The following is a 12,524-nucleotide window of genomic DNA, read 5'->3' as shown; positions in this document are numbered from 1 at the left end:
CCCAGGAGCACGCGTGTCCGAGCAGCCCTACACCGGTGCGGAGGACCCGCGGGTCGCCGCGCTGCGGGTCGACGAGTTCGCCTTCCCCGGACCGCTGCGGGACCGGCTGGTCGGTGCCGTGCTCTCCGGCGCCAAGACCAGCACCACCGGCCTGCTGACCGAGTACGAGCGGGAGAACGCACCGCTGCCGCAGGCCGGCACCCGCGGGGCGGTGGTCGACTCGGCGGGGCGGATCGTCGCGGTGATCGAGAACACCGAGGTCCGGGTCGTCCCGCTCGGCGAGGTCGATCTGCGGCACGCCCTGGACGAGGGCGAGGGGTACGCCTCGGTCGCCGAGTGGCGGGCCGGGCACGAGCGGTTCTGGCACGGCGCTGAGCTGCGCGCCTCGCTCGGCGACCCGGCCTTCACCGTCGACGACACCACGCCCGTCGTCCTGGAGCGCTTCCGGCTGGTGGCCGACCTCCGCTGACACCGTCTGCGCCGGGCCGCCGGCGGCGGGAGGGGCACCCGTCCCGCCGCCGGCACCCCGGAGTTCACCACTTCACGGTTCCCCCCGCCGCGCGCATCGTCTTGGTGATGGTCTTCCACTTCTTCACCCGGGCCGAGGCCAACCGGGCGTCCGAGCGGGAGGCGATCCACTCGTTCTCCCGCTGGAGCTTGCGGTAGCTCTCCATCCGGCGCTCCGGCAGCGAGCCGTCCGCGAGCGCCGCCCGCACCGCGCAGCCGGGCTCGCTCTCGTGGTTGCAGTCGTGGAAGCGGCACTGCCCGGCCAGCTCCTCGATGTCGGCGAAGGCCAGCGCCACGCCCTCGCCACCGTAGAGGCCGACCTCGCGGAGCCCGGGCGTGTCGATCAGCACCCCGCCGCCGGGCAGCAGCACGAGCTCGCGGGTGGTCGTGGTGTGCCGGCCCTTCTGGTCGCCGGAGCGGGCCTCCTGCACGGCCATCACGTCGATCCCGGCGAGCACGTTGGTCAGGGTGGACTTGCCGACGCCGGACTGCCCGAGCACCGCGGTGGTGCCCGGCGTGCAGGCGCGCAGCACGTCGATCCCCTCACCGGTCTCGGCGCTGACGACCAGCACGGTGACGCCGGGCGCGGCGGCCTCGACGTCGGCCCGGATGAAGTCGGCGTCGTCGACCAGGTCGGCCTTGGTGAGCACGACCACCGGCTCGGCGCCGGACTCCCAGGCGAGGGCGAGGAAGCGCTCGATCCGCCCGAGGTCGGGCTCGGCGGCGAGCGAGGCGGCGACCACCACGGTGTCGACGTTGGCGGCGAGCACCTGGCCGTCGGAGCGCTTGCCGGCGACCTTGCGGATGATCGCGGTGGTCCGCGGCAGCAGCGCCGCGACCGCGGGCATGGGCAGTCCGGCCGAGAGGTCGACGGCGGCCCAGTCGCCGGTGCACGGGCAGTTGATCATGTCGGCGTCGCCGACCTGTCGGGTGTCGGCGCGGACGGTGCGCAGCTCACCGGTCTCGGGGTCGGCGAGCACGGCGTCGCACTGGCCGCGGTCGACCCGGACGATCCGGGCGGCGACCAGCCCGGCTTCGGCGAGCGGCGCGAACAGCTCGTCGAGCTCGGCCGTCCAGCCGTAGCCGAGCAGCGGGGAGGAAAGGTCAGAGGAAGACGGAACGGAGGCAGCGTTGAACAACGCAGTGGGCCCTTCGGGAGGAAAGCGATCCCGCCGGGCTGCTGCGGCTGCGTGCGCGAGTGGCTACGTCAGCCGGCGGCCGGCAGGGAGAGGTGGACGCGGGCGCTGCCCAGGGCAGCCGTCATGACAGTCGTGGCCACGGGACTCACCTCCTGCTTTCTCTCCTCGGCGCGGCGCCTACGCCGCCCGAACCGGACGCTCACACGCTAGCGGCCCGGCCCCACCCTGCCAACCGGTTTTTCACCTGTGGATTTCCGCCCCGGGCGGGTCCCCTCGGGGCGGATCGCCGGCTCAGCGCTCGTCCCACGGCGGGCGCGGCGGGCGGGTCGGCAGCGGGTACTCGGGGGGCGGGGCGGTCGGACGGTCGCTGTCCGGCGGCGGCGGGACGGGCCGGTGGTGCGGGCCGCCCCGGGCGGAGAGGCGGCCGCGGACGTTGTCGGCGGCCAGCACGTCGGCCCACCGCTCGGGGTACTCGGAGGGCACGTCGCCGTCCTCGCCCTCGTCCTCCCCGTACTCCTCGTCGCCGCCCTCGGCGAGGCCGAGTTCGCGCGCCCGGCGGGCCCGCTCGACGGCGCGCCGGGCGGCCACCTCTCGGACCACCGCGGCGGCCGCCGCCTCGTGGGCGCGCTCGTTCTCGGCGCGGGCGTCGGCGGTCTCCAGGGTGGGCCAGCGACGGTCTATGGCCGCGTTCATGGCCGCGCCGATGAGCACCGCGAGCGCCACCACGAAGATCCACAGCAGTACCGCCACCGGCGCGGCCAGCGAGCCGTACACCGAGTGGCCCTCGATCGAGCTGACCAGGTAGAGCCGGAGCGCCACGCTGCAGAACACCAGCACCACCAGGGCGACCAGCGCGCCCGGGATGTCCTCGCGCCAGGGCGTGGAGACCGGGACCGCCAGGTGGTACAGGGTGGTCAGCGAGACGATCAGCAACACGATCGCGAACGGCCAGTAGGCGGCGCTGAGCAGCCAGGCGCTCTCCGGCACGGCGTTGGTCACCAGTTCGGGGCCGGCCATCAGCAGCGGCAGCACCAGCGAGCCGATCACCAGCGCGCCGAGGTAGAGGCCGAGCGACAGCAGCCGGGTCTTGACGATGCCGCGCCGCCCGTCCAGCCCGTACATCACGGTGATGGTGTCGATGAAGATGTAGAGCGCCCGGGATCCGGACCACAGCGACAGCAGGAAGCCGATCGAGATCAGGTCGGGCCGGGCCTGGTCGAAGACCTGGCCCAGCAGCGGCTGGACCACCTGCGTGATGGAGGAGTCCGAGAGGACCGTGCCGGCCGCCTTGACGATGTCGGCCTTCAGCTTGTCGATGGTGCCGGCCTCGACGAAGTCGTCCAGGTAGCCGAGCGTGCCGGCCAGACAGAGCAGCAGCGGCGGGATGGAGAGCAGGGTGAAGAACGCCGCCTCCGCCGCGAGGCCGGTGACCCGGTACTCGACACAGGTGTTGGTGGTGTCCTTGACCAGGGCCCAGCCGGTGGTCCGCCAGGCGGCCTGCTTGGCCGCCCGCCTGCGCCGGGAGCCCTTGCCCCGACGACGGGAGGGCCGCTCGGGGTTCGGCCTGGTCGTTTCGCCTGCTGCTTGCACAGGGGTAACGGTATCGGGCCTGGGCCCGTCGACCGATCTCCCGGGGTCGGGGCGCCGTTCGGGGGTCCTGCGGGACCCCCGTCGGCGGGAGCGGCGGGAACGCTCCGACATCTCACGATCCGAAACTCAGGCATCCAGAATACGGACGTTAGTGGACCGCGAGTCGTGCGCCGTGCGAATCTCTTGCCATGCCGAGCGCCGGAACCACCCTAGTAGGTCGACTGCACGTCGATCTCCTTCGCGTGTCCAGCGCCATCTGTCCGGTGACCTGAGCCCGATCCCGCCGTCTCCCACCGCACCCGGCGCCACCTTCCCCGCCATCCCCGCCGAAGCGGATGCGCAGGCGCCCGCCCGGCCACCGCGACTGCTCTCCCGGCCCTGAGGAATCCGCAGGTCACAGCAGTACCGCACCGCCGAGCACGCCCAGCGACCAACCCGGCGTCAGAGCCACCTGCCCCGAAGGACTTCACCATGGCCACCACCCCCGAGACCGCCGAGCCCCCGGCCGACCGCGCCCCCGCGCGCCGCCCCGCCGCCGCTCGCAAGGTGACCCGTCACCGCGGCGAGGGCCAGTGGGGCATGGGCCACTTCACTCCTCTGAACGCCAACGAGCAGTTCAAGAAGGACGACGACGGTCTCAATGTGCGGACACGTATTGAGACGATCTACGCACACCGGGGCTTCGACTCGATCGACCCGGCCGACCTGCGGGGCCGGATGCGCTGGTGGGGTCTGTACACCCAGCGCAAGGAGGGCATCGACGGCGGCAAGACCGCGATCCTGGATCCGCACGAGCTCGACGCCGAGTACTTCATGCTCCGCGTCCGCATCGACGGCGGCCGGCTGACGGTCGCCCAGCTGCGCGCCGTCGCCGAGGTCTCCGAGCAGTACGGCCGCAACACCGCCGATCTGACGGACCGTCAGAACATCCAGTACCACTGGATCCGGATCGAGGACGTCCCCGCGATCTGGCAGAAGCTGGAGGCTGTCGGCCTGTCCACCACCGAGGCCTGCGGCGACACCCCGCGCGTCATCCTCGGCTCCCCGGTGGCCGGCATCGCCGAGGACGAGATCATCGACGGCACCCCCGCCATCGAGGAGATCCAGCGGCGCTTCATCGGCAACAAGGACTTCTCCAACCTGCCGCGCAAGTTCAAGTCCGCCGTCTCCGGCTCCCCGCTGCTGGACGTCGCCCACGAGATCAACGACGTCGCCTTCGTCGGCGTCGTCCACCCCGAGCACGGCCCCGGCTTCGACCTCTGGGTCGGCGGCGGCCTGTCCACCAACCCGAAGCTCGGCGTCCGGCTCGGCGCCTGGGTCCCGCTGGACGAGGTCGCCGACGTCTACGGCGGCGTCATCGGCATCTTCCGCGACTACGGATACCGCCGGCTGCGCAACCGCGCCCGGCTGAAGTTCCTGGTCGCCGACTGGGGCACCGAGAAGTTCCGCCAGGTGCTGGAGGACGAGTACCTCAAGTACAAGCTGGTCGACGGCCCGGCCCCGGAGCAGCCCGCCGGCCGCTGGCGCGACCACGTCGGCGTGCACCGGCAGAAGGACGGCAACTTCTACGTCGGCTTCGCGCCGCGGGTCGGCCGGGTCGACGGCGCGCTGCTCGGGAAGATCGCCGACCTCGCCGAGGCGCACGGCAGCGACCGGCTGCGCACCACCGCCGAGCAGAAGATGATCGTGCTCGACGTCCCCGAGGACCGGGTCGAGTCGCTGGTGGCCGGCCTGGAGGCGCTGGACCTGCGGGTCACCCCCTCGCCGTTCCGCCGCGGCACGATGGCCTGCACCGGCATCGAGTACTGCAAGCTCGCCATCGTCGAGACCAAGGAGCGCGGCCGCACCCTCATCGACGAGATGGAGAAGCGGCTGCCCGACTTCGACGAGCCGCTGACCATCAACATCAACGGCTGCCCGAACGCCTGCGCCCGCATCCAGGTCGCGGACATCGGTCTCAAGGGTCAGCTGGTGACGGACGAGCAGGGCAACCAGGTGGAGGGCTACCAGGTGCACCTGGGCGGCGCGCTCGGCCTGGAGGCCGGCTTCGGCCGCAAGGTCCGCGGCCTCAAGGTCACCAGCGAGGGCCTGCCCGACTACGTCGAGCGGGTGCTGACCCGGTACCGGGAGGACCGCGCCGAGGGCGAGCGCTTCGCCCAGTGGGCGGCCCGGGCGAGCGAGGAGCAGCTGTCGTGAGTGAGCGTGCGGCCCCGTTCTTCTGCCCGTACTGCGGGGACGAGGACCTGCGCCCCTCGGAGGCCGGGCACGGGGCCTGGGAATGCCACGGGTGCCGCCGGGCCTTCCAGTTGAAGTTCCTCGGCCTGCTGTCACCGACCAACGGGGGTAACCAGAGTGACCGGCACGACGACTGACCACGAGGAGCTGGCCACCCGGGCCGGCCGCGAGCTGGAGGAGGCCACCCCGCAGGAGATCCTGCGCTGGGCGGCCGACACCTTCGGCAAGCGCTTCTGCGTCACCTCCTCGATGGAGGACGCGGTCGTCGCCCACCTGGCCGCCTCGGTCCTCCCCGGCGTGGACGTGGTCTTCCTGGACACCGGCTACCACTTCCCCGAGACCATCGGCACCCGGGACGCGGTGGCGGCGACCATGCCGGTCAACGTCATCACGCTCACCCCGGCACTGACGGTGGCAGAGCAGGACGCCCAGTACGGGCCGCGGCTGCACGACCGCGACCCCGACCTGTGCTGCTCGCTGCGGAAGGTCGAGCCGCTCAACCGCGGCCTCGGCGGCTACGACGCCTGGGCCACCGGGCTGCGCCGCGACGAGTCCCCGACCCGCGCGAACACCCCGGTGGTCGCCTGGGACGCCCGGCGCCGCAAGGTCAAGATCGCCCCGATCGCCCGCTGGACGCAGGACGACGTGGACGCCTACGTCAACGCCAACGGCGTGCTGCTCAACCCGCTGCTGTGGGAGGGCTACACGTCCGTCGGCTGCTCCCCGCTCTCCTGCACCCGCAAGCCGGGCGAGGGCGAGGACGCCCGGGCCGGCCGCTGGTCCGGCTCCGGCAAGACCGAGTGCGGCATCCACCTCTAGACCGACCGTCAACACCCTCCCGTTCTAAGGACTGCAACGTGACCACAGCCGACACCCTGGCCGCCGCCGGAGCCGCAGAGGCGGCCCGCGCGGCCGGCCCCTGCGAGCGCGGCGCCACCGTGTGGCTGACCGGGCTGCCGAGCGCGGGCAAGACCACGCTCGCCTTCGCCCTGGCCGAGCGGCTGCGCGCCGAGGGCCACAAGGTCGAGGTCCTGGACGGCGACGAGATCCGCGAATTCCTCTCCAAGGGCCTCGGCTTCAGCCGCGAGGACCGGCACACCAACGTCACCCGGATCGGCTTCGTCGCCGAGAAGCTCGCCGCCAACGGCGTCAAGGTGCTCGCCCCGGTGATCGCGCCCTACGCCGACTCCCGCGCCGCCGTGCGCGAGCGGCACGCCGAGCACGGCACCGACTTCCTGGAGATCCACGTCGCCACCCCGGTCGAGCTGTGCGCCGAGCGCGACGTCAAGGGGCTGTACGCGAAGCAGGCGGCCGGCGAGATCTCCGGCCTCACCGGCGTCGACGACCCCTACGAGGCGCCCGAGAACCCGGAGCTGCGGCTCCAGACCCAGGGCCGCGCGGTCGCCGAGTCCGCCGCCGAGCTGCACGCCTTCCTGATCGAGAGGGGCCTGGCATGACCACCGCGACCCAGAGCCTGGTGCAGGCCGACGACAACCCCTTCGCGCTGTCCCACCTGGACGCGCTGGAGGCCGAGTCGGTGCACATCTTCCGCGAGGTCGCGGGGGAGTTCGAGCGCCCGGTGATCCTCTTCTCGGGCGGCAAGGACTCCATCGTCATGCTGCACCTGGCGCTCAAGGCCTTCTGGCCGGCCGCCGTCCCGTTCTCGCTGCTGCACGTCGACACCGGCCACAACTTCCCGGAGGTCATCGCCTACCGGGACCGCGTCGCCGCCGAGCACAACCTGCGCCTGCACGTCGCCTCGGTGCAGGACTTCATCGACCGCGGCGTGCTGCGCGAGCGCCCCGACGGCACCCGCAACCCGCTGCAGACCGTCCCGCTGCTCGACGCCATCGAGAAGGGCCGCTTCGACGCGGTCTTCGGCGGCGGCCGGCGCGACGAGGAGAAGGCCCGCGCCAAGGAGCGCGTCTTCTCGCTGCGCGACGAGTTCGGCGCCTGGGACCCGCGCCGCCAGCGCCCCGAGCTGTGGTCGCTCTACAACGGCCGGCACGCCGTGGGCGAGCACGTGCGCGTCTTCCCGCTCTCCAACTGGACCGAGCTGGACGTCTGGCAGTACATCGAGCGCGAGAACATCGAGCTCCCGGAGATCTACTACGCCCACGAGCGCGACGTCTTCGCCCGCAGCGGCATGTGGCTGACCGCCGGCGAGTGGGGCGGTCCCAAGGAGAACGAGCCGGTCGAACGGCGGCTGATCCGCTACCGCACCGTCGGTGACATGTCCTGCACCGGTGCCGTCGACTCCGACGCCACCACCATCCAGGCCGTCATCGCCGAGATCGCCGCCAGCCGCCTCACCGAGCGCGGCGCCACCCGCGCCGACGACAAGCTCTCCGAGGCCGCGATGGAAGACCGCAAGCGCGAGGGATACTTCTAATGAGCACCACCCAGACCGGCACGACCCGGACCGGCACCGCCACCTCGCTGCTGCGCTTCGCCACCGCGGGCTCCGTCGACGACGGCAAGTCCACCCTGGTCGGGCGGCTGCTGCACGACTCCAAGTCGGTGCTCGCCGACCAGCTGGAGGCCGTCGAGCGCGTCTCCCTGGGCCGCGGCCAGGAGGCGCCCGACCTCGCGCTGCTCACCGACGGCCTGCGCGCCGAGCGCGAGCAGGGCATCACCATCGACGTCGCCTACCGCTACTTCGCCACCCCCCGGCGGCGGTTCATCCTCGCCGACACCCCCGGGCACGTGCAGTACACCCGGAACATGGTCACCGGCGCCTCCACCGCCGAGCTGGCCGTCGTCCTGGTCGACGCCCGCAACGGCGTGGTCGAGCAGACCCGCCGGCACGCCGCCGTCGCCGCCCTGCTGCGGGTGCCGCACGTGGTGCTGGCCGTCAACAAGATGGACCTGGTCGACTACGCCGAGCCCGTCTTCGCCGCCATCGCCGCCGAGTTCACCGCCTACGCGGCCTCGCTCGGCGTCAAGGACGTCGTCGCCGTCCCGATCTCCGCGCTCGCCGGGGACAACGTCGTCGAGCCGTCCGCGCACATGGACTGGTACGGCGGCCCGACCCTGCTGGAGCACCTGGAGACCGTGCCGGTCGGCAGCGACCCGAGCTCCGAGCCGGCCCGCTTCCCGGTCCAGTACGTGATCCGCCCGCAGACCGAGGAGCACCCGGACTACCGCGGCTACGCGGGCCAGCTGGCCTCCGGCGTGCTGCGGGTCGGCGACGCCGTCACCGTGCTGCCGTCGGGCCACACCACCACCGTCACCGGCATCGACGCCCTCGGCCGGGCCACCGACATCGCCTGGGCCCCCCAGTCGGTCACCGTGCGCCTCGCCGACGACATCGACATCTCCCGCGGCGACCTCATCGCGGCCGGCGTCGCGCCCGTCCCCACCAAGGACATCGAGGCCACCGTCAGCCACCTCAACGAGCGGCCGCTGCGGGCCGGCGACAAGGTGCTGCTCAAGCACACCACCCGCACCGTGCGCGCGCTGGTCAAGGAGATCACCTACCGGATCGACATCGACACGCTGGAGCAGCGCTCCGGCGCCGAGGGTCTGAACGTCAACGACATCGGCCACGTGGTGCTGCGCACCGCCGAGCCGCTGGCGCTCGACGAGTACCGCGACAACCGCCGGACCGGCTCGTTCCTGCTGATCGACCCGGCCGACGGCACCACCCTCACCGCCGGCATGGCGGGCGAGGCCTTCGAGACCGTACGCAGCACCGACGCGAACGAACCCGACGAGGAGGACTGGGTCTGATGCCCAGCGAGGCGTTCTCGGGCATGGACAAGGAAGGCGGCCGCATCGGCAGCGGCGTCCTCGGCAGCGGCCAGGGCGGCCTGACGCGATGTGTGGGCCGACAGGGCTGAGAACGCCCTGTCACCGGGCCGGCCGCCGCTGTCCCTCCCCACAGCAGGCGCAGCAGCGTCCCCCGGCCCGGCTTGCCCGGCACCCCGCGCGGTGCCGCAAGCACAACCTTGACCGAACGTCCTCCCGAGACCGCGCTCCTGACGGTCCGTCCGCGAACAGGACTCACCCATGGCACCGAACCAGGCACTTCCGCATACCCTCGCACGCCCCACCGCCGGCCGGATCAGACGCTCCGCCACGGCCGCCGTGGCCGGCCTCACCGCCGTCGCGCTGCTCTCCGCCTGCGGCTACGGCTCCAAGGACGACAAGAAGACCAACGCCGCCGCCCCCGCCGGTGATTCCGCCTCCGGTTCGGCGAGCGCCTCCGGCGCCAAGCTCTCCGCCGACACGGTGAGGATCGGCTACTTCGCCAACCTGACCCACGGCACCCCGCTGGTGGGCCTCCAGGAGGGCATATTCCAGAAGGAGCTGGGCGCCACCCAGATCAAGCCCCAGGTCTTCAACGCGGGCCCGGCCGAGATCGAGGCGCTCAACGCCGGCTCCATCGACATCGGCTGGATCGGCCCCTCCCCGGCGATCAACGGCTTCACCAAGTCCGACGGCAAGTCGCTGAAGATCGTCGGCGGTTCGGCCTCCGGCGGCGTCAAGCTGGTCGCCAACCCGGACAAGATCGCCTCGCTGGACGACCTCAAGGGCAAGAAGATCGCCACCCCGCAGCTGGGCAACACCCAGGACGTGGCGCTGCTCAACTACCTGGCCGGCAAGGGCTTCAAGGTCGACGCCGCGTCCGGCGCCGGCGACGTCAGCGTGGTGCGCAGCGACAACAAGGTCACCCCGGACGCCTACAAGCAGGGCTCCATCGACGCCGCCTGGGTGCCCGAGCCGACCGCGTCCAAGCTGGTCACCCTCGGCGCGAAGGTCCTGCTCAACGAGAAGGACATCTGGCCGGACAAGAAGTTCGTGATCACCAACATCATCGTCTCGCAGAAGTTCCTCGCCGAACACCCCGACGTGGTCGAGGCCGTGCTGCGCGGCTCGGTGAACACCAACGCCTTCATCAAGGCCAACCCGGACAAGGCCAAGGCCGACGCCAACGAGGCCATCAAGAAGGAGGCCGGCAACGCCCTGGACGCGGCCATCCTCGACCCGGCCTGGGCCGACATCGACTTCCTGGACGACCCGCTGGCCGCCACCCTGCAGACCGAGGCCGACAACGCCGTCACCGCCGGCCTGCTCAAGAAGCCGAACCTGAACGGCATCTACGACCTCACCCTGCTCAACAAGGTGCTGAAGGAGAAGGGGCAGAGCCCCGTCGCGGACGCCGGACTCGGCGCCAAGTAGCGCCCGCGGGACCGCACCACCGCGCACGAACCCCGCGGTCCGGCCCCCGCCCCGCCCGTACCGATGCCCGCTCGATGCCCCGAGCTCGGGCCGGGCGGGGGCCCGGACCCCGGTCCTCTCCCTGACACCAGATGCCAGACCACACCACGCAGGAGGTGCCCGGAATGACTCCGGCACTGACCACCTCGGACGACGCCCCCGGCGTCGGCACTCGTGACGGCGCCCCCGCCGTCCGGATCTCGCACGTGCACAAGTCCTTCGGCCGCCCCGGCGCGCAGACCCACGTCCTGGACGACATCACGCTCGATGTCGCCCCGGGCGAGTTCGTCACGCTGCTCGGCGCCTCGGGCTGCGGCAAGTCCACCCTGCTCAACCTGGTCGCCGGCCTCGACAAGCCCACCGCGGGCAGCATCGAGGTGCCCGGAGGACGCCCCGCGCTGATGTTCCAGGAACACGCGCTCTTCCCCTGGCTCACCGCCGGCAAGAACATCGAACTCGCCCTGAAGCTCGCCGGCGTCCCCCGCCCCGAGCGCCGCCCCGAGGCCGAGCGGCTGCTCGAACTCGTCCGGCTCGACGGCTCCTACGACAAGCGGGTGCACGAGCTGTCCGGCGGCATGCGCCAGCGCGTCGCGATGGCCCGCGCGCTCGCCCAGGGCAGCAAGGTGCTGCTGATGGACGAGCCGTTCGCCGCCCTGGACGCCATCACCCGTGACGTCCTGCACGACGAGATCACCCGGATCTGGGCCGAGCGCAAGCTGGCCGTGCTCTTCGTCACCCACAACGTGCGGGAGGCCGTCCGGCTGGCCCAACGCGTGGTGCTGCTCTCCTCCCGCCCCGGCCGGGTCAACCGGGAGTGGCACATCGACCTCCCCCAGCCGCGCCGGATCGAGTCCTCCGGCGTGGCCGACCTGTCCATCGAGATCACCGAAGAACTGCGTGGGGAGATCCGCCGCCATGGCCAGCACTGACACCACCACCAAGGCCGGGTCGGCCCACGCGGGCACCGTCGCCGACTTCGCGAGCGTCGGGTCGGGCCTGGACGCCCTGGACGCGGTCGTCACCCAGCGCAACTCCACCGCCGAGACGCTGCGGCAGAAGGTCCTGCCGCCGCTGCTCGGCGTCGTCCTGGTGCTCGCCCTGTGGCAGGGCGCCTACAGCCTGCACGTCACCACCGAGTACAAGCTCCCCAGCCCGCTGGACGTCTGGCACGCCGCCGAGGACCTCTGGTACAAGGGCACCCTGTTCTCGATCATCTGGACCAGCGTCTGGCGCGGGCTGTCCGGCTTCCTGGTCGCGCTTGTCATCGGCACCCCGATCGGCCTGCTGGTCGCCCGGGTCAAGCCGGTGCGGGCCGCGCTCGGCCCGGTCCTCTCCGGCCTCCAGTCGCTGCCCTCGGTCGCCTGGGTGCCGGCCGCCGTCATCTGGCTCGGCATCAACGACTCGATGATGTACGCGGTCATCCTGCTCGGCGCCGTCCCGTCCATCGCCAACGGCCTGGTCGCGGGCATCGACCAGGTCCCGCCGCTGTTCCTGCGGGCCGGGCGCACCATCGGCGCCACCGGCCTCACCGGTGCCCGGCACATCCTGCTGCCCGCCGCGCTGCCCGGCTACCTGGCCGGACTCAAGCAGGGCTGGGCCTTCTCCTGGCGCTCGCTGATGGCCGCCGAACTCGTCGCCTCCTCCCCCGACCTGGGCCTCGGCCTCGGCCGGTTCCTGGAGAACCAGCGCGAGTTCTCCGACATGGCCGGCGTCCTGCTCGGCATCATCCTCATCCTGTTCGTCGGCATCGCCATCGAGCTGCTCGTCTTCACCCCGGTCGAGCGCCGGGTCCTGCGCAACCGCGGCCTGCTGGCCGGCGGCAAGTGAGGC

General features: G+C 72.1%; 13 protein-coding genes. 11 read left to right on the top strand and 2 right to left on the bottom strand.

The annotated features are described in order from the left end of the window. Positions 1–13: 13 nt before the first annotated feature. On the top strand, positions 14–469 hold the full coding sequence (locus tag ACFU9E_RS09230) for an ASCH domain-containing protein (RefSeq protein WP_380688181.1): 456 nt from the start codon (positions 14–16) through the stop codon (positions 467–469). 64 nt (positions 470–533) lie between these two features. Here ACFU9E_RS09230 and rsgA read toward each other — a convergent pair whose 3' ends face one another. Together rsgA and ACFU9E_RS09220 are read right to left on the bottom strand one after the other, a co-directional pair. Next, entirely contained in the window at positions 534–1,646 is a 1,113-nt protein-coding gene (gene rsgA, locus ACFU9E_RS09225) for a ribosome small subunit-dependent GTPase A (protein ID WP_380683673.1), read from the bottom strand. Between the two features lie 291 nt (positions 1,647–1,937). Further along, positions 1,938–3,236 (bottom strand): YihY/virulence factor BrkB family protein, encoded by a 1,299-nt coding sequence (locus tag ACFU9E_RS09220; protein WP_380683672.1) that lies wholly within the window; start codon positions 3,234–3,236, stop codon positions 1,938–1,940. Positions 3,237–3,424: 188 nt separating this feature from the next. Here ACFU9E_RS09220 and ACFU9E_RS09215 point away from each other — a divergent pair, with 188 nt between their 5' ends. From ACFU9E_RS09215 to ACFU9E_RS09170, 10 genes are all read left to right on the top strand, one after another. Continuing rightward, on the top strand, positions 3,425–3,508 hold the full coding sequence (locus tag ACFU9E_RS09215) for a putative leader peptide (RefSeq protein ID WP_310593185.1): 84 nt from the start codon (positions 3,425–3,427) through the stop codon (positions 3,506–3,508). Positions 3,509–3,707: 199 nt separating this feature from the next. Continuing rightward, entirely contained in the window at positions 3,708–5,432 is a 1,725-nt protein-coding gene (locus ACFU9E_RS09210; protein WP_380683671.1) for a nitrite/sulfite reductase, read from the top strand. After that, a complete protein-coding gene (locus ACFU9E_RS09205) occupies positions 5,429–5,608 on the top strand; it encodes a hypothetical protein (protein ID WP_350543785.1) in 180 nt (59 codons plus the stop codon). Before ACFU9E_RS09210 ends, ACFU9E_RS09205 begins: the two co-directional genes overlap by 4 nt. After that, entirely contained in the window at positions 5,589–6,290 is a 702-nt protein-coding gene (locus ACFU9E_RS09200) for a phosphoadenylyl-sulfate reductase (protein WP_380683670.1), read from the top strand. The genes ACFU9E_RS09205 and ACFU9E_RS09200 overlap by 20 nt, the downstream gene beginning before the upstream one ends. Before the next feature lie 56 nt (positions 6,291–6,346). Then, a complete protein-coding gene (cysC, locus tag ACFU9E_RS09195) occupies positions 6,347–6,928 on the top strand; it encodes an adenylyl-sulfate kinase (protein WP_380683674.1) in 582 nt (193 codons plus the stop codon). Then, complete coding sequence (cysD, locus tag ACFU9E_RS09190) at positions 6,925–7,863, top strand: sulfate adenylyltransferase subunit CysD (protein ID WP_380683668.1); 939 nt, start codon at positions 6,925–6,927, stop codon at positions 7,861–7,863. The genes cysC and cysD overlap by 4 nt, the downstream gene beginning before the upstream one ends. After that, entirely contained in the window at positions 7,863–9,203 is a 1,341-nt protein-coding gene (locus ACFU9E_RS09185) for a sulfate adenylyltransferase subunit 1 (RefSeq protein WP_380683667.1), read from the top strand. Before cysD ends, ACFU9E_RS09185 begins: the two co-directional genes overlap by 1 nt. Positions 9,204–9,482: 279 nt before the next feature. Next, entirely contained in the window at positions 9,483–10,655 is a 1,173-nt protein-coding gene (locus ACFU9E_RS09180) for an aliphatic sulfonate ABC transporter substrate-binding protein (RefSeq protein ID WP_380683666.1), read from the top strand. 164 nt (positions 10,656–10,819) lie between these two features. After that, a complete protein-coding gene (locus tag ACFU9E_RS09175; RefSeq protein ID WP_355364649.1) occupies positions 10,820–11,623 on the top strand; it encodes an ABC transporter ATP-binding protein in 804 nt (267 codons plus the stop codon). Beyond that, positions 11,610–12,521, top strand: coding sequence for an ABC transporter permease (locus ACFU9E_RS09170; protein ID WP_355364652.1), 912 nt, complete (start codon positions 11,610–11,612; stop codon positions 12,519–12,521). Before ACFU9E_RS09175 ends, ACFU9E_RS09170 begins: the two co-directional genes overlap by 14 nt. Positions 12,522–12,524 lie beyond the last annotated feature (3 nt).

Origin of the sequence: Kitasatospora sp. NPDC057595 (genome assembly GCF_042800875.1) — a bacterium.
Lineage (GTDB): Bacteria > Actinomycetota > Actinomycetes > Streptomycetales > Streptomycetaceae > Kitasatospora.
Note: the sequence above shows the minus strand (reverse complement) of the source record. Positions and strands in the feature narration are given on the sequence as shown.

What these genes read in the sequence shown, in the direction of transcription:
- ACFU9E_RS09215 (WP_310593185.1), top strand. Translation starts at nt 3,425, where the DNA reads ATGCCGAGCGCCGGAACCACCCTAGTAGGTCGACTGCACGTCGATCTC.
- ACFU9E_RS09210 (WP_380683671.1), top strand. Translation starts at nt 3,708, where the DNA reads ATGGCCACCACCCCCGAGACCGCCGAGCCCCCGGCCGACCGCGCCCCC.
- cysD (WP_380683668.1), top strand. Translation starts at nt 6,925, where the DNA reads ATGACCACCGCGACCCAGAGCCTGGTGCAGGCCGACGACAACCCCTTC.
- ACFU9E_RS09185 (WP_380683667.1), top strand. Translation starts at nt 7,863, where the DNA reads ATGAGCACCACCCAGACCGGCACGACCCGGACCGGCACCGCCACCTCG.
- ACFU9E_RS09180 (WP_380683666.1), top strand. Translation starts at nt 9,483, where the DNA reads ATGGCACCGAACCAGGCACTTCCGCATACCCTCGCACGCCCCACCGCC.
- ACFU9E_RS09175 (WP_355364649.1), top strand. Translation starts at nt 10,820, where the DNA reads ATGACTCCGGCACTGACCACCTCGGACGACGCCCCCGGCGTCGGCACT.
- ACFU9E_RS09170 (WP_355364652.1), top strand. Translation starts at nt 11,610, where the DNA reads ATGGCCAGCACTGACACCACCACCAAGGCCGGGTCGGCCCACGCGGGC.